The sequence below is a fragment of the Geobacillus sp. WSUCF-018B genome (assembly GCF_002809985.1).
In the GTDB taxonomy this organism is placed as follows: domain Bacteria; phylum Bacillota; class Bacilli; order Bacillales; family Anoxybacillaceae; genus Geobacillus; species Geobacillus thermophilus.
In genome coordinates, this window is the sequence record NZ_PIJF01000052.1 from 1 (window position 1) to 21,963 (window position 21,963).

Annotated in this window: 13 protein-coding genes, 1 tRNA gene and 3 pseudogenes; 4 read left to right on the plus strand and 13 right to left on the minus strand. The window is 47.5% G+C overall.

What is annotated here, in order from left to right:
• Both CV944_RS13655 and CV944_RS13660 read right to left on the minus strand, forming a co-directional pair.
• Positions 1-153 (minus strand): annotated as a pseudogene (locus CV944_RS13655) (IS5/IS1182 family transposase); the annotation flags it as partial.
• 101 nt (positions 154-254) lie between these two features.
• Positions 255-1,235, minus strand: coding sequence for a restriction endonuclease (locus CV944_RS13660; protein WP_033008849.1), 981 nt, complete (start codon positions 1,233-1,235; stop codon positions 255-257).
• 353 nt (positions 1,236-1,588) lie between these two features.
• Here CV944_RS13660 and CV944_RS13665 point away from each other — a divergent pair, with 353 nt between their 5' ends.
• On the plus strand, positions 1,589-2,419 hold the full coding sequence (locus CV944_RS13665) for a MerR family transcriptional regulator (protein ID WP_158236222.1): 831 nt from the start codon (positions 1,589-1,591) through the stop codon (positions 2,417-2,419).
• Positions 2,409-4,157, plus strand: a complete 1,749-nt coding sequence (locus CV944_RS13670; protein ID WP_199170458.1) for an ABC transporter ATP-binding protein — start codon at positions 2,409-2,411, stop codon at positions 4,155-4,157. Before CV944_RS13665 ends, CV944_RS13670 begins: the two co-directional genes overlap by 11 nt.
• Positions 4,158-4,770: 613 nt before the next feature.
• Here the strand turns inward: CV944_RS13670 and CV944_RS13675 are convergent.
• The 8 genes and pseudogenes from CV944_RS13675 to CV944_RS13705 form a co-directional block, all read right to left on the minus strand.
• A complete protein-coding gene (locus tag CV944_RS13675; protein WP_100664354.1) occupies positions 4,771-7,725 on the minus strand; it encodes a type III restriction-modification system endonuclease in 2,955 nt (984 codons plus the stop codon).
• A 3-nt stretch (positions 7,726-7,728) separates the two neighbouring features.
• Entirely contained in the window at positions 7,729-9,627 is a 1,899-nt protein-coding gene (locus CV944_RS13680) for a site-specific DNA-methyltransferase (RefSeq protein ID WP_100664355.1), read from the minus strand.
• Complete coding sequence (locus CV944_RS13685; RefSeq protein ID WP_100664356.1) at positions 9,578-10,402, minus strand: DUF4391 domain-containing protein; 825 nt, start codon at positions 10,400-10,402, stop codon at positions 9,578-9,580. The genes CV944_RS13680 and CV944_RS13685 overlap by 50 nt, the downstream gene beginning before the upstream one ends.
• A gap of 5 nt (positions 10,403-10,407) precedes the next feature.
• Complete coding sequence (locus CV944_RS13690; protein ID WP_100664357.1) at positions 10,408-13,653, minus strand: helicase-related protein; 3,246 nt, start codon at positions 13,651-13,653, stop codon at positions 10,408-10,410.
• Positions 13,654-14,095: 442 nt separating this feature from the next.
• Positions 14,096-14,389 (minus strand): helix-turn-helix domain-containing protein, encoded by a 294-nt coding sequence (locus CV944_RS13695; protein ID WP_023634085.1) that lies wholly within the window; start codon positions 14,387-14,389, stop codon positions 14,096-14,098.
• Between the two features lie 20 nt (positions 14,390-14,409).
• Positions 14,410-14,847 carry a hypothetical protein gene (locus CV944_RS13700; RefSeq protein WP_233205013.1) on the minus strand — a complete coding sequence of 146 codons (438 nt, stop codon included), beginning with the start codon at positions 14,845-14,847 and terminating at the stop codon, positions 14,410-14,412.
• A gap of 132 nt (positions 14,848-14,979) precedes the next feature.
• Positions 14,980-15,214 (minus strand): annotated as a pseudogene (locus tag CV944_RS18050) (IS701 family transposase); the annotation flags it as partial.
• 389 nt (positions 15,215-15,603) lie between these two features.
• On the minus strand, positions 15,604-15,939 hold the full coding sequence (locus CV944_RS13705; RefSeq protein ID WP_015374508.1) for a hypothetical protein: 336 nt from the start codon (positions 15,937-15,939) through the stop codon (positions 15,604-15,606).
• A 119-nt stretch (positions 15,940-16,058) separates the two neighbouring features.
• Here CV944_RS13705 and CV944_RS13710 point away from each other — a divergent pair.
• A pseudogene (locus tag CV944_RS13710) lies at positions 16,059-16,187 on the plus strand (IS982 family transposase); the annotation flags it as partial.
• Positions 16,188-16,265: 78 nt separating this feature from the next.
• Here CV944_RS13710 and CV944_RS13715 read toward each other — a convergent pair.
• The 3 genes from CV944_RS13715 to CV944_RS13730 form a co-directional block, all read right to left on the minus strand.
• The gene (locus CV944_RS13715) at positions 16,266-18,809 is read right to left on the minus strand and encodes a restriction endonuclease-like protein (RefSeq protein WP_100664359.1); all 2,544 of its coding nucleotides are present in this window, start codon (positions 18,807-18,809) and stop codon (positions 16,266-16,268) included.
• Positions 18,778-20,457 carry an MrcB family domain-containing protein gene (locus CV944_RS13720; RefSeq protein ID WP_100664360.1) on the minus strand — a complete coding sequence of 560 codons (1,680 nt, stop codon included), beginning with the start codon at positions 20,455-20,457 and terminating at the stop codon, positions 18,778-18,780. The genes CV944_RS13715 and CV944_RS13720 overlap by 32 nt, the downstream gene beginning before the upstream one ends.
• A gap of 376 nt (positions 20,458-20,833) precedes the next feature.
• Positions 20,834-20,906, minus strand: a tRNA-Arg gene (locus CV944_RS13730).
• 751 nt (positions 20,907-21,657) lie between these two features.
• On the opposite strand from CV944_RS13730, the gene CV944_RS13735 reads away from it, so the two are divergent.
• Positions 21,658-21,963 (plus strand): DODA-type extradiol aromatic ring-opening family dioxygenase (locus CV944_RS13735; RefSeq protein WP_145994829.1); only part of this gene is annotated, 306 nt, incomplete at its 3' end.

The window sequence follows — 21,963 nt, forward strand, 5'->3', positions numbered from 1 at the left end:
CACCCAATCGTGAATGACGGAAAAGTCAACCGCTTCGTTGATTTGGCGCAAGATATGATGTGGAGGAACGAGTTCTTCCATGTCGATGACTTGAAACAGCCGAGGCTGAGTCGAAGGGTTTTTGGGGGCTTTCATGATCCATTCACGCTCCATTCCAACGATTTTTCTTCCTTTTTCGACATAAGCTCCCTAAATCCCTGCCTCAGGGTGTACTTTTTTCACCGGCCTTCTAGGAAATCGGCCCCAAACGGCTTTTATTCAGGCACATACATTTTCTGCAGCGGAAGCAGCGCTCTCGCATCGCTGGGCATGTTCTCATACCAATGGACAATCAAGTTGACCAGCTCTTCCAAATCAATCAGTTTCACGGAATTATGTTTGGCGACTGCCTCTGCGTGGGACGTAAAACCACCTGTGGAGACGAACAGGCAATTGGCATCAATCGGGTTGGCTCCGAGAAGCTGCTGGATTTCCGGGGCCGAGGCGGCGCTTTTGCGATGCTTCACTTGCACCTTGATTACAGGTTTTTCAAAGCCAAACGCGTCCTTATAGGCGAGCACATCCACACCGCCGTCAGGGCCTTTCGGACTCACTTGCACATTGTACCCCATTGCTTGAAGCAAGCCCGCCACTAAATCTTGCATTTGCCACGGATCAAGCTTGTCCACTTTGTCTTGGATCATCATCAACGCTTTTCCAACAAGGTCTTCAACGATTTCTTCCGTTTCCCCCTCTTCATGTTGAGGTTTTGAGAAGGGTTCACTGTGTAAACGCTGCTCGATTTCATCGCCCCATTCGTCCACTCGAAACACCGTCAGCGTCGAACCTAAACTGTTCTTCGCTCCGTCTGACAGCGAATCCCTTGGAACTGTCGCATTTTCCCATTTTACCCGGATGATGTTCGGATAATAGGGATGCCCGATGGAGGGATCGTAACAATGCTCTTCTGTCACGGTTCCAACAATGTACTCCCTTTTCTCTTTTGAATATGTGATCACTCGATCGCCCTTTTTGATTTCATGGGCAAACCGCCATACTTGATTCACCCAACTCGTTCTCGATTTTGGTTTTGACTCGGCAAACACTTCATCCGCCTTTCGCTGCAGCTGTTCTTTCGACCGAAAGCGCTTCGGATCGCCCAATCTCGCCCAACCGATCGATGCGATGCCCTTTTCCAGCCAAAGCGGAATCAGTTCATTGCGATCGCCCGCGCGGATCATCCACCATTTTGACATCCAGGTTCCTCCCTCTAGAAATGTTGATCTATCAAGGCTTTTCGGCCTCTCAGGGGTGTCCAAAAAATATTTTTCGACAAAATCCCTTACATCCTCCTTCTCTCTACTTACTTCGACAAAAGGAGGAATTTTCCTACATCGTTTTTTCGTCAAATTCCGACATTGATCAAGTTACGCGTTTTTATCACGGATTCAGGTATTTTATATCGTGCAACATGATCTCCAGTGTATCAATCCATTCACAAAGGCAGAGCGATCCGCCTTCCTTTAAGCAATTCCCTCTTGAACCTCCAGTTGCGTTAGGGTGTATGATAAGGGAGAGACTAGCAAAAGAAAGAAGGAGGACAACTGTCATGGAGACGTATTCGATCGGCGAAATCGCCAAAAAGACAGGTGTATCCATCCGGACATTGCGGTGTTATGATGAAATTGGACTGCTGCAGCCAACGAAAGATCCGTCATCAGGACATCGAATCTATACGGAAGAGGACATTCTTCAATTGCACAAAATTATGAGTTTGAAGTTTATTGGGCTTAGCTTGGAAGAGATTCGACAATATATTCACCAACCAACATACGACCTTACCTTAAAAGAAACGTTGATGCTGGAAAAAAACATGCTAGAACAGAAACGAAGACAGTTAGAAAGATCCATTCAAGCCATTGAATATGCCATCACCCTTTTAGAGGAAGAAGGAGAAATTGACAGCCTTCTCTTGATGAGCTTAATCCGCAGCATTCAAACAGAAGATGATCAAAAACGATTGATGACACATTACCTAGACCAAGAAACGGTTGATGCCATCTTCCATAATGAAGAACTCAAGCAAAAAGAGAACGAAATGATCAAATCCTATGCCCAATTCGTCAAACAAGTTCACGAACTGTACGGACTCCCCGCCGACCACCCTGACGTACAGCACATGATTGAAACGTTCCTGCGCTCTACTTTTGGTCTTTTGAGCTTGGAGACCGTTGAAAAGATTACCGAGCTACTTAACCAGAACCAATGGGATTCTTTTGAGTGGAAAGAAGAATGGGATGTTCTTAGTCCCCTCCCCTTTTCCAAAGAAGAGACGCAGTGGCTTGAACAAGCGATGGATGACTACATGCAACGTCTTGAGCACATGGGTATAGATATGAAGGAATCAAAAGAAGGAGAGAACAGTGGATATGAAAAATAGGATCGAAACGAAACAAGGCAGTCCAAAACCATTTTGGTATTTGCTCAAACAAGGAAAATTGAACAAATCGCTCATTGCTTTCGCCCTCATTCTTGGATTGATTGAAAGCGGGGCTGGGTTGATCATCCCCCTGTTTGCGAAAGACTTTATTGATCTCTTAGCCCATGGCGGAATGAAGTGGCAACAAATTTTTTGGCTCTTATCTGCTTTTCTCATTCAAACGGCGGCAGGCGGCATCTCGTTTTATCTCATGTCGTATGCCGGAGAAGCTCTAGTAGCCCAGATTCGAAGTCGATTATGGAACCACATCCTTCATTTGCCTGTTTCCTTTTTTGACCGCTATGAATCGGGGGAAACGATGAGCCACATTACTCAAGATACAGCAGTCATCAAATTGCTTATTTCCAACCATCTCGTCACATTTTTTAGTGGCATCGTCTCTGTGATCGGTTCCATCATTTTACTGATTATGATTGATTGGCGAATTACTCTCTTTATCTTTTTGGCCGTTCCCGCTGCTATGCTCATCATCATGCCGTTGGGAAGAAAGATGCATCAAATTTCTTTGCGCACGCAAGATGAACTGGCCAAGTTTTCGGGACATCTTGGCCGGATCTTGCAAGATATCCGTCTCGTGAAATCTTATAACGGTCAACACATGGAAGCAGAAAAAGGAGATCAAGAGATCAAAAATTTAATGACCTTCGGTTTGAAAGAAGCGAAAGTCTATGCCGTCATCTCACCGATGATTGCCACCGTCATGATGCTCGTTGTCGTGATCATTGTCGGTTATGGCGGCGCCCAGGTTGCATCTGGGCATTTGACGGCGGGAGAGCTTGCGGCCATCATCATTTATATTTTTCAAATTGTCATGCCTTTCACTGCTACAGCTTCCTTTTTCACCACCTTTCAAAAAGCATTGGGGGCTACAGAGCGGATTAATGAAATCTTTCAAGAGCAACGGGAACTGCTGGGCTCACAAAAAGAACCCGACTTCAATCAAACATTGCAGTTCAAACATGTTTCCTTTTCTTATCATCAAGATAAACCGGTGCTAAAAGGCATTCATTTTACCATTGAGCCAGGCAAAATTTACGCTTTTGTTGGCCCCAGCGGCGGCGGAAAAACCACCATTTTTTCACTGATTGAACGCTTTTATCTGCCAGACGAGGGACAAATCTTGTTAGGAAACATACCTATCCATGAGATCGATTTACAAAAATGGCGACAAGCGATTGGCTACGTTTCTCAAGATATTCCCATTTTGTCAAGCACCATTCGAGAAAATATTTGTTATGGATTCGAAAGCATGCCTGAGCATGAAGAAGTCGAACAGGCCGCTCGGCTGGCCAACGCTCACGAATTTATTCAAAAATTGCCGAATGGCTATGAAACAGAAGTCGGCGAACGAGGGATCAAGCTTTCAGGAGGGCAGAGACAACGTATTGCGATTGCTCGAGCCATCTTAAAAAACCCAAAACTCCTGCTATTAGATGAAGCCACTTCTAACTTGGACAGCGACTCAGAAAGCCTAGTGCAAGAAGCGCTGAAAAACGTGATGAAAGGTCGAACGACGTTGATTATTGCCCATCGGCTTTCTACCGTCACCGATGCAGACACGATCTTCGTTGTCGAAGACGGGCGCATTACTGGACAGGGAAACCATGAATTATTGCTGGCTACCCATCGTTTATATCAAAAGCTGGTCACCCATCAGTTTTCCCAAGGCAAAAGGTAATTAGGCAGCCATATACTCACCGACTTTCCAACTCACATTTCGCACCTTAACAAGAGGAAGAACAAAGGACTTTGTGAGCCACTGAACGCCAGCACCAGCAGGAGGCTGGCATTGAGAATCCACCGCACCCAGCCGGTCAATCAATGGTGGAAGACCAAGATCTTACGAATGCGGATGTCCATAGGTGCAACCCTCTTTGCTCCCCTTGCGTGTCAAGGATTCATTCTGTGAAGCAACCATTCTTCCAAAAACAGGAGCTGAAACAATGAATCAGCTCCCCACTATAGGCAACACGTTCAATTTGATTGTGTCAATTTTTGTAAAACATTGCCGTCGAACTTTGTCGACCAGCAAAAAAATACAAAAAGAGCGGTGCGGTGCCGCTCCTTTTTCTGCCTCCGATGGCGAAGCGATGAAAACTCGCAACGCTTCCGCTTTGAAGCTCATTTTTTATCAACTCCTATTTCTCTAAGTGTGCAATACACTAGCGCCCTGTTGCTGCTCGGGAATGTGCTCTTGGATGTCTCAAAGATTTTGCATTCAACCGGGTCGATTCATAATGTGATGCTAAGACAAAGCAGAAGCCCGCTTGGCTTCTGTTTTGTCCCCACCTTCAACGGCTTAAGGCTCGTAACATAAACCGCTCGACATCATTCTCCGGTCCGATGAATTCCACGTCTGTTCCGATGGCTTGGAAGTGTTTGCGGGCGAAGGCAATTTTCGCTGCTTCACCGGGACGCAGTTCGTCCTCCCATTCCTGTCCTTTCGTCTCGAGGACGAAGTACAGTTTTTCCTCTCCATCCTTTTCGATGACAAGCGCCCAGTCGGGATTGTAGGAACCGATCGGGGTGTCTATTTTAAACCAGCTTGGCAGTTTGACGTACACTTTTACGTTCTCATCGTGTTCAAAACGTTTGGCGAACCGCTCTTCCACATCGGAATCGTAAAGGATATGGTCAAACGGCGATTTTTCGCTCGGGATGGCGTTGTCGTTCAAATAGGCGAGCAGCTCTTCGTTTTGGAACAGTTCGACCGCGTAATACGCATCATCACCAATTTTGTAATATTTCACGCCATCTTTCAGCAACAGCCTCATTTGGCGCTGGATGATGTTTGCCACTTCTTCAATAAACTTCTGCGGATTGTTTTTGAAATCATCGAGCCGTTTGCAGCCGGTCAAAATGCGCACGATCGTCTTCCGCGTTAAATTCGTCCGGTTTTGCAGCTCCGTGATGACATCCGGAAGCGTATGGTGCAAGCTCACGTAATCCTCGACTTTTTCGCTGACCACCTGAGCCTGTACGCCTGTCACATGGTCGATCTCAACCCGTCCTTTCCGGCTGACAATGCGGATTTTTTCAATGGGCTTCATTTCCTGAATGGCGGCGATGCACAAGTCAATGAGCTGTTCGCTGTCAAAATCGACCGAATAGACGGTTTTGTATTTGATTTTGTCCCACAATTGCCGAAACTCTTCTTGATTGAGAACCGCCATATTGACATGGACTTTTTTCTTTTTCGTCCCATCTTTGATCGGCAATGCTTGCAAGTGCCGTTTGATCTCTTTCACGATGGACGACCGCCACGGCTGGAATTCGTCGCCTAAACGGAGGTCGTAGTCTTCAATGGCCTGCTTGAGCTTTTCCGTTGCTTTGCCCTGTTTGTCAATATAGCCGTTTTGTTTTAATTCCTCATACAGCTTCAATGATAAATCATAACCCATTTGCACCGGCTCGTCCGTCGCCTCGTCCAAATAGATGAGTTTCGCAAAGACATGCTTTTCAATTTTGCCGAACCGAATGCCCGTATCCTCTTCAATCTCTTTTTGCAACGTAGCGACGAATTCTTCATACGACTCATTCGCCATCACCGTTAATATGTTGACATGATCGTCATGCACCCGCTCTCCGTTTTGATCGACAGCCAACCGCAATCCGCGCCCGATTTCCTGGCGCCTCGATACGTACGTGCCGGAGGAGTCTTTCAACGTGCAAATTTGGAAGACGTTCGGGTTGTCCCATCCTTCACGGAGCGCGGAATGGGAGAAAATGAAGCGGAGCGGCTCATCGAGGCTGAGCAGCCGTTCTTTGTCTCTCATAATAAGGTTGTATACATCCGTATCCGCCTCTGTATTTCCTTTTGTATCTTTCAACCGTCCTCTTTTATCTTGGGCAAAATATCCGTTATGCACCTTCTCGATATCTTGGTCAATGCCCGGATCTTCCCAGAGGGGACGGTATTTCGGCTTTTGCATTAAGTTCCGATACTCTTCCTCAAACATGATCGCATATTTTCCTTTTACCGGCTGGCCTTCTTGATCATAGTCGCGGTAATGGGCAACTTTGTCGATAAAGAACAAGCTGAGCACTTTAATCCCGCGCGGGCGAAGCCACAATTCTTTATTTAAATGCTCTTCAATCGTTTTGCGGATTTGATACCGCTTGATGGCATCGTCATCGACATCCCCGATTGCGTCGCCCACCCTGAGTCGATCGCCGTTGATTTCAACCGCTTCATTTCCTTCCGTCCAATCGATTTGCTCGACGATATAGCCGCGGTACAGTTCGCGCTCCCCCGAAACGTCATACAAGTCATCGCCGTATTTGACCGTTTTCGTCGTTCGCTTCACCTTTCCGCGCGATTCGACATCGAGCTCAATTTTCGCTTTTCGCTCTTTCACCTCAACGAGCTTGATGTATGGCACATTGAACGACGGTTCGGACCGGACAGACATGACCTCAATTTTTTTCACAAGCTTTTGATTGTACGCATCGACCGCATCGAGGCGATATATCATATTGTATTTATCCACATGCGTCGCCGAGTAGCGCAGTGTGCAAAGCGGATTGAGCGAGGCGATCGCTTCTTTTGATTTCGGCGTCGTATCGACGCTTTGCGGTTCATCGATAATAACAATCGGGTTCGTCTGTTGAATAAATTCGATTGGGCGATAGCCGTTCAAACGGTCGTTCGGCCGATGAATGACGTTCGCTTTATCTTCTTTTTCTGGATCTTCAAAGCTTTTGCGGAACGCATCGATATTGATGATCATGATTTGAATCGTTGTCGCCGTCGCAAAATTGCGGACTTGATCAAGCTTCTGCGAGTCGTAAATAAAGTACTCAACCGGCGTGCGGTCGTACAGTTCTTCAAAATGGTCGCGGGTGATTTGCAGTGTTTTATACACCCCTTCACGAATTGCCACTGACGGGACGACGATAACAAATTTTGTAAACCCATAATGTTTATGGAGCTCATAAATCGTCCGCAAATATACGTACGTCTTTCCTGTTCCGGTCTCCATTTCAATCGTAAAATGCATGCCATCGAGCCGTTCGCTGCGTGGCAGTCCGTTTCTCACCTGGATGTCTTGGACGTTTTTTAAAATTTCCTCAGGCGTCAGGTCAAGCCGATTCCCGACGCCTAAGTCCGTTTGAAGCATTCCCGCATCAGGGCCGTACGAAACGGTGAAGTTCGACTGACTCAGTTCCTGTCCTTTGAAAATATGCACCACCGACTCAATCGCGCGCCGTTGGTAGTCCAAATCCGCGTGAAACTTCAGCTTCATCGGTTATACACTCCTCACATCCGTGATGCCGTGCTTTTTCAATGTTTGCAAGGCATTCGTTTTCACCGCGTCGCTCATAAAGCCGGATTCTTTAAAAATGACTTTCGGCGGCATATGCTCAGAGCGGTGTTTCAACATCTCCTGAACAAGGTCAAGATCGATTTCGTCTTCCAAGCAAATGAGTGCGGAACCATAGGCGACGTTGTAAATCGTTTTGCCGCCGCAGTCGATTTCCACAATCGGCACCGTCAACGGCAGCCCGATTTTCAGCAAAATCTCATACAACAAATCTTCTTTCGTCCGATCTTCTTTAATGTTGTTTTGCAAGTCAAAAAGGTTTCGCTCGAGGTTTTCAAAATCCGGATCCCATTCTTTAATATTGGAAGAATCGAGCTTAAACACTTTAAAGCCGATGTCCAAATCGGTCTTTCCCGTTTCTTGAACGATCTTTTCACCAGCACGGCGGATGCGTTCCTTGCCGATTTCGCAAATGTTTTTATATCCCGCTTTATACGCTTCTGATGTTTCATCCGTTTTTTCTGGCAATTGCACCATAATAAATTTGCGATTGCCGCCGTCTTCAGCGTTTAACTGCATTACCGCATGAGCAGTGGTAGCAGAGCCGGAGAAGAAATCCATAATAATGGAATCATCATCGCCTACACTCAATATTCGTTTTATGAAAGCAAGCTGTTTAGGATTATCAAATGGTGTATTAAACTCTCTCAATAGTGCAAAATCAGGCCTTTGATCATCCGACATAATCGATTTAGGTCTTTGAGTAAGGTTTTCATCTAAATATCTTTTTATTGTTGGTAAACTCCCGTCCGTATGAAAATGTATTCTATTATCCCTAATAAGTTCCTCAAGTTTTTCAGGACTATATCTGAATCCCCCAGGTGGAACAGGATCCTCTTTGCCAGTTAAAGGATTGATGATAGGAGTCATATTTCCATTTCTTACACCACCTAAGTTATCTTTACGATATACTCCCTTTTCATCTATATACCAGTAGTTAACAAAATCTATAAACCTCGGATACTTAGTGAGCTGTTTTAACTCTTCCGTTATTTCTTCATTACTGAGCCCCATATTTTTTAATTCTTCAATTTTCCTTTTATATTCCTCTATATTATTTTTGGGAACAGACCACTTATTTTCAGAATGTTTTTCAGACAATACATCTATATTACGTGCATAAATTAGGCAATAATCATGGCTTACAGAGACAAATAGGGACTGATTTTTAGAACTGTTTGTATTTCTCGTGATTGAGGCAATAAAATTATCTTCCCCAAATATTTCATCAAGTACTTTTTTTAAATTAGCGACTTCTTTATCATCTATACTTATAAAAATCACACCATCTTCTGTTAACAAATTCCTCGCCAACTTCAACCGCGGGTACATCATATTCAACCAATCGGTATGGTAGCGCCCGTTTGTCTCCGTATTTGCCTTAGTCGTTTGCTGCGTGATTTCTTTGTAATTTCGGATATTGTCGCGAAAGTCGTCTTTGTACACAAAGTCTTTCCCCGTATTGTACGGCGGGTCGATGTAGATCATTTTGATTTTGCCAAAATACGATTTTTGCAGCAATTTCAGCACTTCCAAGTTGTCGCCTTCAATATACAAGTTCTCCGTTGTCTCCCAGTTTTTGCTTGACGCTTTGTCCGGCCGCAAGGTGCCAGTGGACGGCGTTTGGGCGAGTTTCATCGCTTGTGTTTTGCCGTGCCAGGTGAATTCGTACTTTTCGTTGCGCGTTTCAATCTCTTCGCCGAGAACAAGCTTCAATTTGTCAAAATCGATTTTCCCCTCCGTGACAACTTCCGGGAATAGCTGCTTTAACGTTTCAATGTTTGTTTTGACAAGGTCGAGCGATTTTCCGTCCAGTTTCTCCATCGTGCTGCTCCTTTCCGCGCAATTGTTGCTTCCATTGTTCGATTTGTTTGGTCAGCTGCTGAATTTTTAGATGGTATTCGACTTTTCGATTAAACTGCGTTTCTTTTTTCATTTCATTTTTCCATTTGGCGATTTCGATCTCCACCTGTTCAATTTGCGCGACGAGCTGTTTGGATTGTTCATCAGCGGCGATGTAAAAGGCGCCGATCGCTTTGGCGTGCTGGAACGCCTGCACTGCCAGATGGATGTCTTGATAAAACCGAAAAAAGTTGGCAAACGACAGCTTCGTCATATGGACGGCGCGAAGAAACTGCTTGACCGTCTCGTCAGCATGATCGAGTGAAAACCACGGCGTATACGCCCATTCTTCCGCTACGACTTTAGTCCGGTCGTTTTTGTTCAGCCGCTTGCGGCATGTTCCAATTCGAACGTTTCCTTCTTTTTCAAACACGATCACAACCGGATTGGGCACTGTTTTTTGGATGATTTCCCCGATCACGGAAACATGCGCATCCTTCGATTCCGGGCGCAGCCGAACGGTGATAAACATAACCCCTTCGTAATGGTAGTCGTCGTTGACGAACGGTTGAATATTGATGATCCCTGAGGTCAACAAGTATGTCAACTCGATCCGCTCGATGTCTTTCGTCATATAGTCCTTTTCTTTTTTCGTCAAATCCGCATAGTCGTAAAACATTTTTTTGTCGAGCTTTTTATGCAACGGGCGGACGCGCTCGTCCAGTCCTATTGTAGCATAAAACGCGGATGCAGCCATGATCCTCACCCTTTAATGATCAAATACGAAACGATCTCAAAATCTTGCAAACTCGTGTTGGCGTTCGTGACTAAGCTGTCCAAGTTCCCAAGGCTAAATATGTTCAATGTTAGTTGCTGATCGATTTTGCCGACGATCTCTTCCACCGCTTTTTCCAGCAGCGCCTTGTATCGCCCCATGTCTTTTCCGTTTTTCGTCTCTTGGTAAAACGCCTTGTACAAGCCCCATTCGACGTCTTTTTTGCCGTTGCAAAGCGACCGGTATAAATCCAACACTTTCTTTACGTGGACATGGTTATACAACACCGTGCCGTCTTCCCGAACATACACTAAGTAATACGGATGAAGCGCGTTTTGTTCATGCGCAGATGCCATCGGCGCCGTTTGTTTTAGGCAGAAAATGACGCCTGGCTGAATTTCGTCTTTCAGTGTTTCATTTTGATTGGCGGTAATGCTGAACAGTCCAAACGGCGCCCGCTCGAGCTCTTCTTTATGTTCCTTCATGAAATTCAACAAATCCATCCGGAAGTCGTCAAGAGTAAAATCCGTCAGCGAGATATTTCCGGAAATATCCTCTAAATCAATGACCTCATTTTGCAATTTTTCCAGTTGCTTGCGGCGGTATTCCAAGTCGTTCATTTCATTGCTGTTGTCGGCAATGACGTTTTCTTCACCAGTCGCTGAAATATCTAAAATGGTCATTCGGCCTTTGACCCGATTGACAAGTTGAATGTACTCATCAAGCTCGATCGATGGCCAGAAGTTTACGAGCTGGATCTGTTTGTTTTTGCTGCCGATCCGGTCGATGCGGCCGAACCGCTGGATGATGCGGACCGGATTCCAATGGATGTCATAGTTGACGAGATAATCGCAGTCTTGCAAGTTCTGCCCTTCGGAAATACAGTCGGTGGCAATGAGAATGTCGATTTCGTCCTTCATTTCTGGCATCACTTTATCGCGCTCTTTCGAGACGGGCGAAAAGTTCATCAACACATGGTTGAAATCGACTTTCTTCATCTTCAATGTCGTTTTCGGCCGATCAGCGCCCGTCACAACCGCGCAGTGCAAGCCAAATTGGTTTCGCACCCATTGATGCAAATTCTCGTATAAGTAGTTTGCCGTATCGGCAAAAGCGGTGAAAATGAGCAGCTTTTTGTTCTGTTCGTTAATGGGGTGCTTGATTTTCTGTTCAATCAATCGTTTCAACGCCAACAGCTTCTGATCGCGATCCGGCGTTACGTTCCGCGCTTGGTGAAGCAGCCTCAGCAAAATCTCCCGGTCGTATAGCAAATCTTGTTTCCAACGGATCAAATCCATGTCTTTCAAAAAGATTTTGACTTTCGAGCCAATCAACGCCTCTTCCAATTCCGGATCTTCCGCATCGATCTCGTCCATCTCGCCAATTGTCCCAGAACTTCCATCGCAACGGTCGATTTTCTCGAGATGTTCGTCGATTTGTTGGATGATGTTTTGCAATGTCAAAGAAAACGAATGAACGCTGCTCTCCAACCGCTTCAGCAAATTCGACTTCATTAAATAAACAAGGTTGTGCTCGCGGTCGGTTTGCTTAAACACTCGGCCGTTTGCGACCTTTGTGTCGTATTTTTCGCTATAGTCCGCTCTTTTGTGCGGCAGCACGTATTGCATCGGCGAATAGACCGCCATGCGAAGCCGCAAAATGTCGTTGTTGATTTTCTCAAGCGGCGGAAACTCATCTTTGCTGTCGATTTTTTCTTTCAGATTGATCGGCTTTAGACGCGTCGGAAACGGCCCGATAGCGTCCACGTTGTAATATTTTTCAATATGGCGGCGCGAACGGGCGATTGTCAGCGAATCAAGCAAAGCAAAATAATCCCAATCGAGCATATCCAACAACCGCTCGGTCGTCCGCTCTTCTTCGGGAAGCTGGCTCCATTTGTTAAACTGCGACTGGGCGCGCCGAATCGTCTGGCTGATGCTTTTGATGTTCGCTGTTTCCGCCAATGCCTTGTCGTTTCCTTCTGTAATAAAGGCAATTTGATTTTTCAAGTCATCCAGCTTGTTGTTGACGGGGGTGGCGGAAAGCATCAATACCTTCGTTTTCACCCCTGCTTTCATGATATCGTTCATCAAGCGGGAGTATCTCGTCACCCGGTCATAGCGCGGATCGTTGTTGCGAAAGTTATGCGATTCGTCGATAACAACTAAATCATAATTTCCCCAGTTCACATGTTCCAAATTAATATCGCCGCTGTAGCCGCGTTCGCGCGATAAATCGGTATGGTTGAGCAAGTCATACGAAAAGCGGTCTGCGGCTAAAATGTTTCGCTTATCATTTAAACGGTAAATGGCCCAGTTTTCCCGCAATTTTTTCGGCGCCAACACAAGAACGCGGTGATTGCGCAGTTCATAATATTTAATCACCGCCAACGCTTCGAACGTTTTTCCGAGCCCAACACTGTCGGCGATAATGCAGCCCCCGTACGTTTCAATTTTATTGATAGCCCCAAGGACCCCATCGCGCTGAAAGTCATAAAGTTTGTTCCAAATCACCGTATGTTGGAAACCGGTTCTCGTCTGCAACGTTTCGTAGTTTGTCGCTTCTTTTAAAAAATCTTTGAATAAGTAATAAAGTGTGACAAAGTAAATAAACTCTGGCGGATGTTCTTGATACATGACTTCCAAACGCCGCAACATTTCCTCTTTCACATCTTGCAGCGCCTGTTCATCTTGCCAAATCGACTCAAACTGGCGAAGCAACTGGGCGCTGGAATCTCGATCATCCATCATATGAGCAAAATAAAAATGGGGGGAGCTGCTGTAGCCGAGCCCCGGACTGGAAAACGGCGCCCCGCCGATCAAGCCGATTTGTGACCCGTCCTCATTTCGCACATGATATATGCTGCCTTGAATGCGCTGATTGACGACCGATTTCACCCTTGCTTTCTGTTTCAGCCATTTCGCCAGTTCCCTTGCTATGTATGCTTGGTTAAGTTCGATTTTGTATTTTCGTTCTTCTTCTACTCCATACAGCGCCGCTTCGTTTTTCTTCATCCATTCATTGAATGAACGATCACCGCGCACAAAGGCAGGCTCTGTGAAAATAAAACGGAATTCATCGATTTGCGCCAGTTCTTTTTTCAACTCTGCAAACGCATATAACGTAAAATGGGCCGCTGCAATCGATAGTTTGCTGCCTTTTGTGATATGCGCTTTCAACGCATCGCCGACTAGGCCGTTTTGTCTGTTGTCAATCATCCCTTTTGTCTTCATGCACCAATGGCTCCTTGTCCCTTTTCTTTATGGTTTTATTTTACGAAAACAACTGGTAGGATGTTGTTGAAATTTGTCGAAACTATAGATTGATTATCATAGACACTGCTTAAGAACGAGGGCTCTGTTTCGATCTAGGAACGAGTTGATCGAATTCGACGTCAAGGAGCAAGACATCCAGCCTCTCCATCAACGATGGGCGCAAAAAAATCCTCCCGATTTTCGTCGGGAGGGTGCAAAAAGTGAGTGATTAAGCTTTTCCGGCTCTTCACCACAAGTTGTACTTGATCATTTACGGCAAGATAGGTGCGCATTGGGAAAATAGAGGATACAAAAAATGCGAATTTTCCCGTATGGTAAAGGAGACCGAGCCAAATCATCGGAGGAAAATTCACATGTACTCTCAGTTGATCAAAGAACTCATCGATTTCCCTATTATGCGCTAAACCCGAACATTCAGGTTATGATCCTGTCTGCTTGTACCATCAATGATAAAAGGAGTATTCAATGCCTGCGAAATTTTAAAAAGCGTCTCTACCCTAGGACTTGTAAGCCCCGATTCAATTCTCCCAATCGTGGATTTTGGAACTCCAATGCGATCTGCCAGTTCCTGTTGAGACATATTCAGCTGTTTTCGTCTTGTTTTAATCTGTGCAGCTATCGTTCCTTCCAATCGAAGTTTTTGAACATGTTGCTCGCCTCGAATGGCTGCATATTTCTTAAAAAAATCACTCATTGTTTTTCCCTCCCAGTCCATTAATAAAGGCAAGGGTCGAAAGCGCAATAACGTTCATATGCTGATTCAGCCGGCACAATATCCTCTCGTCTTATCGCTCCGTTATACTGCTTGTCAAAATAATGAAGCAATATGACTTTTGAAAAATTGTGAATCGCAAATATAATTCTGTGATTTCCAGTTCTTCCACCTCTTATACCCCATCTGTAAAAATGATCATAACGAGTATTCATGCGAAGATGTTTCAATGACGGAGGGGTGATATCATCCGGAAAGCTGTTGTCCTCTGGATCAGAAGGATATGGATGATGTTGAATAATCGTAAGTTGCCTGGCATATACATCAGCAACATGACACCATATACCCGGACGACCTTTTTGTCTAAGTTCTTGCTCGGCTTTACTCAGTAGATGATTTTCAAATTCCTTTACATTTCCTGTGTATATTACCTCAAACAATATCCTCTACCCTTTACCAATCATTATACACAATGATAGCATTTATGCTACTTACATGCAATCATTTATAACTGTAGATGAGCCTTTTTCGTTACAGTAATTTCTATTGTTAGAAAGACAAGCAGGACCCCCTTATACGATACGGAGCTGTTTTTTGATCACACCAACGGGAATATCGCGGCGTCATCAATGAACTCGACGACGCTGCGGCCTTTCTGCGATCGAAGCTGTTCCCGTTCGGCGAAAAGAGGGTTGTTGAGATTCGGCGATGCTGTACATGCAGTCGGGAAGCACCGCCGCCCCATACCGTTTCATCCCCCCGAATGTGGCGAACGCGGTATTCATCCATCTTCGGCCGGTCTTTCGCCGGTCAAGACATCGACGATATGAACGAGAGGCTTGATGACCGGTTTGGACAGCAGCGACGGCAACCCTAACGTGAAGATGTCAATTCCTAGGTGATGTGCTCAACGATTTATGAGACATGAACGCCCTTGTGCGAATAGGTTTTGAGCACATCTATATTTACCCAAGGAATCCGGTTCATGTCTCCTTTTTGTTTGGTTGTCATTTTATGTTGGTGAATTGGCTCATCTACAGTCGCTAAAACATTCCAGAAAAACATGCCAAAATTGTTTTCGATCAGCCGCTCGATGAACTGCTCGACGAGGCGGGTGGCGTTCGACAAAAACGGCATCGACGATGAGCGCAAAAAATCCTCCCGATTTTCGTCGGGAGGGTGCAAAAAGTGAGTGATTACGCTTTTCCTTGCATCCTACAAAATTTAGTAAATAGTCGCCTCCCTGCATAATACCCCATTGCCCCAATATAAATGGGAATCATAAAGACAACAGACGGATAAAAAGGAAGCGACGTAACCATTGCAATTCCTAAAACAACTGTCCAACCCCACTTCACTCCCCATCTTCTCTCAAAATAAGAAACAAACACTTCTGTCACTGCGCATATAAGAAAAATAGCCAATGCCGCAAACGGTAAAATGGCAATGACAAAGGCAAAATCACTAAACAAAGAGAGAGAAAACGTGAACATGACAAACGCCCACAAAACCTCTACAAAAAATTTTTTCACTCATACTATCCCCTTACCCATGGTGCTAGATAAACTTGATCAAGTATAAAAATAGCCCTTGCTGGCAGATCTCCTGTAGAATGAAAGTGTGACCCATCATTCGAAAGGAGGAATCCCCCATGCAAGAGCACTTTCATTTTACTACAGATCCAACCAAACTGCCAAAACAATATGCCGCCATTTTCTGTTTTGTTTCTGCCCAACTGTCGTTGATTCAAATGTATCTTCATCGTCGCAATCGTCACTTGGATCAAAACGTTTGCTTCCGTAAAAGCGATATTCATAAACGCCCAGAGGAAATGCTACAATGCTTGAGGTGTGCAATGTCATCGCAAAGTTGACTTTTCAAGGTTCATTTTCTGGTCGCACCCCTCCCCCATCATCCCCACCACTTCGCGAAACACGGCCGACGGCTGCCTGCGGAGCAGGTCGGCGGGGATTGTTTTGTGCTTTGCGCCGTTTGTGATGATGAGACGGCCGCTTTCCAGGCGGATGGACACGTTTTTGACGCGGTATGCGGTGATTTTGGACGCCTGATCCAAGTAGCGGGCGTCCAGGTCGAAGCGGATGCGGTCGGACAGCCGCCGCAGGATACGCCAAAGGGCGATTTCGTCGCTTGATTTCATGAACAGTTCCGGCAGTTCTTTCGCCTGCTTGAGCGTGTTGAGCGTCGTCATCGCATAGACGGCGATGCCGTAGCCGACGGGGCGGATGACGTGTTGGAGAAAGTGCCAGCGTTCGACTTCGAAGCGAACGTATTCGTCATCGCTTCGTTTTGGCAGTTCGGCGATGGCCGAGCGTTTGACGATGTTCACGGCGGTGATTTTGCCAAAGCACGTGACCCCGTTTTGCGGGGCGGCTCCTTGTTTCGGGTAAAGGGCGATGTAGCGCGCGTTTTGCCAGCCTTTTTTCAGCTGCTTGACTGGGATGTGGTAGAAGCGGTGCTTCACGTAGGCTTCGTAATGCCGCGCGCTTGGCACCATGCCGACAAGCACATGCTCGTCGAACGCCGACCGCCATTCTTCGATGATCCCTTGCGGCAAAATGCCTTCGTGTTGCAGTTCTTCAGGATTGTTTTCGATCAACCGCTCGATGAACTGCTCGACGAGACGGGTGGCGTTCGGCAAAAACGGCAGACCGCCGATGTTGACGTCGTTGATGCTTTTGTACAGCGGGTGCGCTTGGTAGCTGTCTTCGTCATGCCACGGGAACAGCACGTAGGCGCCAAAGGCGGTGCGCTCATACGGGCCGCCGCGGCGGGCGACAAGCGAATCGCAGTAGCGGTGCATCGTGTTGATGTCGTCTTCCATCGGGCCTGGCATTCCGTACCGTTTTTCATACGCGCTGCCGGAAACGGCGAAATCGAGGCGGTATTTGGCATCGAAAATGTAGTTGAACGTATAGTCTTTTCCCTTCTTTTCAATCGCCAAAACCGTGTCGGGCATTTGCGGGACGGTCGGCAGCCTCCCTTCGTACAGCTGGTACGTGAGCGTGATTCGCTCGCCCGTGTGCGGATGTTCGTACACTTGCTTGGCGGAGCGGGTTTTGTCGAGATGGACGAACAGCCCCAAGCGGTTCACTTGGATGACGTTTTGACTGATGAGTCTGTATTTTTTCCCGAGAAGCTGCCCGAGTTTTAGAAACGTCCAGTACTCGTACAACGTCGCCACGTCTTTGACGGACATTCGGTACAGCGTTCCCTGCAAGGCGAGGCCGCGGGTGATGAGGAGAAACAGCTGATAGGCGTCGCGGTAGCCAGGCGCCATTTGCAGGACGAGGCTCGCAACAGAGCGGTCAAGCCGCCCGATCGGCTGCCAAAAGGAGTGACGAAGCCGAGTTTCGAGCGCGCGGATCATCGATTGGATGCGCTCCAGCAAATCCGGATCCGGTTCTGTTTCGTACCGCTTTTGTTTCCCTTGCACGTGTTCGAACAAATCGCGCAGCTTCTCGACAAGGCGCGTCATCATCCATTTGACGAACCGGTTTTCGAGCGTGTCGTACGTCAGTTCTTGTTTCGCTTTGAGCCCCGATTGCGGCATGACGGTTCGACTTCCAATGTCGATGCCGCGTTTGACATCGCGGAACACATGCGGCCGCTTGCGCAAATCATTCCGTCCTGCCGCATCCAAACGGCCGAGCTGGTCGCCGCGCACCCTCACATGGACGGTCGACAGTTGATGGTGCGGCTGCCGCTCGATATGGCGAATGGCCTGCAAAAAATCGCCGATATGCGCCTCCATAAGCCGGAAAAATTCACTTCGGGACGGCGCGCCGCTGCGCTTCGCCTTCGCCCGCTGGTACGTGCGCTTGATAAAGTGAAACGCCAAGTTGTAAATTTCTTCGCTCACTTCATCAAGCAGTCGCTGGTAGTCTTGTTTGTAGGTCAATTTCGTCGGGAAAATTTCGATCGTCACGTCCAAAATGGAACGGCTGCCGTCGCGGATTTCGAATGTCGACAGCCCGACTTCATTCGGGAAATGGAGATTTCCCATCAACACCGCCTGTCCGCCGATGTCAACACGGCTGATGGCGTTTCTCAGCGCTGGCGACTCATGGTAAAAGGAGAGCACCCGGTCGGTTTTCGGAACGACAAGCAGCTGATAGATGCCGTTTTCAAAGAAAATCGGGCGGTGGCCGCCCGACCAGTAGACAAGCGCCCCCGCGTCCACGTCAAACAGCTTGACGTTTCGCACCCCTTCGCCGCTTGCGAAAAACTCCATCGTCTCGTGGAAATCGAGGCGGCGGTACTGCTTAAGCCCTTCGTATTGTTCATGGTACGGCTTTCCTTTGATTACGAGCGTGAGCTGTTTCGTTTCGATATGGACGAGCTCATAGTCGTCACGCCCCGAGCCAGAACGAAGTGAAGCCATCGTCCTCCAACCTCCGCAGCATCTGCCAAATTTTCCCCGCACTTTTTGGATAACGGGCATACGAAACATCAAGCACGCCGCTGTATTCACCGTCCGGTTCAAAACCGGCGCACAGGACAAACAGCTGCTTGAGCGCTGTTTCGAGCCGCACGTCGCTTCCTGAAAGGCGCGGCAACATTTTTTGCATCAGGCAATAGTCGAACGCCTTGTCAAATTCCATCAGCTTTCCTTCTTCGTTATACGCAAGGTAGAAACAAATTTCATCACGGACGCGGTAGCCGATGTGCGCCCCGAGCGGCTCAAGGATGCGGTTGATCTCCACGAGCTGTTTCGTCGCGTCTTCTACCAGCTTTGGATAATCGGCATATACATCTTTCAAATGCAAATACCGCGCCGCGAACAGCTCCTGTCCGACTGACAGGGGCGCGACGGTCGGCAAGTCGCGCAAAAAATCGAGATGGTCGAGCTGGACGCGGTTGAATTCAATCGTGTTCGCCCGGTCGAGCACTTTTTTGCTGAAGGGGTGGGTCGTCTCGTCCATGTTGACCGTGCCGATGATGTAGACGTTCGGCGGGAGAAAAAGATCGCACCCTGCTGTTTCTCTCGGCAGCAACCGTGACGAGGTGATGCGCCCGTCTTCCCAGCGGCGGCTTTCCATGACGCTTAAGACATCGCTGAAATAATGCTCAACGCGGGCGAGGTTCATCTCATCCAACACGACGAAATACGGCTTGTCCGGATGCTTCCCCGCTTCGATGATGACGTTGGTGAGCGGCCCGGGCTTGAAATCGCCTTTAATGTCGACATAGCCAAGCAAATCGGAGCCGTCATTCCAGTCCGGGCGGACGGGAATTAAGGTGAAGCGACCGTTGTCTTCCGTCGCGCCGACGCTCTCGGCGAGCCATTGAACAATTTTTGTTTTCCCGGTTCCGGAAATGCCGGACAAGATGACAAACGGTTTTGTTTTTAACGATAGAAAGAGGTTGGTCACTTCCTCTTTCGTATAGTAAAACCCTTTGGCGGATATGTATGAATGAATATGCTCAACCGCCTCCCGATAGGAAAGGGCCTGCTCGGGCGGTGCCATCGGTTCTGTTCGCTCCACATACTGTCGGTAATAACCGATCATCGTTTCGAGGTCGCGCGCGAGTTGTTCATCGGATGGCAGATCGTCAAACGAATAGGCGATATACGCCGCCACCGACCGTTCGTAGTCTTTCGCCCGTTTGCTTTCGCCAAGACGGATGTCATCATCGGTCCGCACGCGCTCTCCGGCGGGAATGAGTTGGCGGATGTCCCGCTTCACCCGCTCCATTTCGTCTCTCGGCGTCTCCGTCACTCCTTGGGCGAGCGTCAAATAGAGCCGGCGCCTATCTTCACTGAATAAGTAGACGATATAATACCCTCGCTGCGTCGAATCCGTCACCTCTTGATCCATCACCGCCACCCACGGCACGTCGGTCCACACCCCTTGACCGACAGACCCTTTCACCATATACCGGTCAGGCGGTAAGAAAGGCAATGTTTTCAACGCCTCTGGAATCGCTCGTGTCACCAGCTGAAACGACCGTCGCTCTTTTGACAGTTTTTCGCGTTTTTCTTGTTCGTAAATGGCCATCACTTGGCGGAAAAGATCGTGCAATGACATGGGAATAACTCCTTCGTATAGAAATGTTATTCTTCGTTTCTATTTTTCTTCTATTCTACTAAAAAAGCGGCTCTCTGAACTAGTGAGAGAGCCGCTTCTTTCGTCACGAGCAGGCGTTCTTTATGTATATACATGCAACATGAAGAGTGGACTTCTCATCACGCCCCATCCCCCAAGCGCTGCAGCACCTTCTCCGGATGTTCATGGATATAAGCCATCGATCAAAGGCTTGCATGATATCGTTTCGTTCTTTATGAAATACATTCGCCATGACAGGATCTTTCCGCCATTTCCGCAAACGCTCGATCGGGGTGAGCTACGGCGAATATGGCGGGAGATAAAGAAAAAACCCCCGCATCGCAAGGGTTTTCACTAGCGGCCCCGAGAGGATTCGAACCTCCGACGCACGGTTTAGGAAACCGACGCTCTATCCACTGAGCTACGGGGCCATGATAAGAATGTACACCTAAGCGCTGGGACGGCTAGGGGAGAGACTCCATCCCCTCGAGACGTCGAGAATTCCGATTGTTTGATCCGTTCCTGGTTTTTTGAGGAAAAACATCGAAACGAGACCGCTCCTTGCCTTTGGCGCTGTGCAACCGATCAAACGCGCGGCCAGTTTGAGAATATGTTCATTGTTTGGTTGCCAGTGAACTGGGGGCAGGCTCTAGTCATGTTTGTTGATGCATACCGTTTATGGCGTGTCAGACGGGTATATTATAACTGATTTTTTGCTGTTTTAAAAGGTTAAATGGACAAGGAAAAGTTTTGCAAGTGCATAGAATGGCAAAGGATGCTTATGCTACACTAAGGGTAAGGGGATTGGCAAGGGAAGCGGCCCATACACCGTTTTTCGTCGAATCGTCTAGAAAGGCCGACGAGGAATGAAAAAGGCGGCTCATCCCCATTATTTTTTTCAATTAGGGAAGCCTTGTCAGATCTGTCCCCCTTTCTGATGAACTGCCACCGGTTCAAGCAAAAAACAAATTTTTCACCAGCTCTCTAGGAGGTTGGTGATTTACTTGCGCAACCGCTTCTGGAAATCGGTTCTCAAGTAGAAAAAACTTGTTGCATCAGCCTCTATGTTCGCGCGTTCAATCATCGATCAAGTCAAACAGTGGTTTTTCACCAACCTTCTAGAGGCGGCATCAGGCCGCAAAGTGTTGATCTGTCAATATGACTCAAGGGAGGAATGGAACGATGAGACCCCCCGCCCTATTTCTCGCCCACGGTTCGCCGATGTTGGCAATCGAAGACAATGCGTACACGGCGTTTTTGAAAAAGCTTGGGGAAGGAATTCGCCCGCAGGCGGTCGTCATCTTTACAGCGCATTGGATGACGCGCCAACCGACGGTTTCGGCGGTTGAGGGGACGTATGACATGATTTATGATTTTTCCGGGTTTCCGCGCGAGCTGTATGAAGTGGTTTATCCGGCGCGCGGGTCGGTCGAGTGGGCGGAGCGCGTGCGCGAGCGTCTCGCTGGTGTGGCGGAAGTGGCCGTTGAT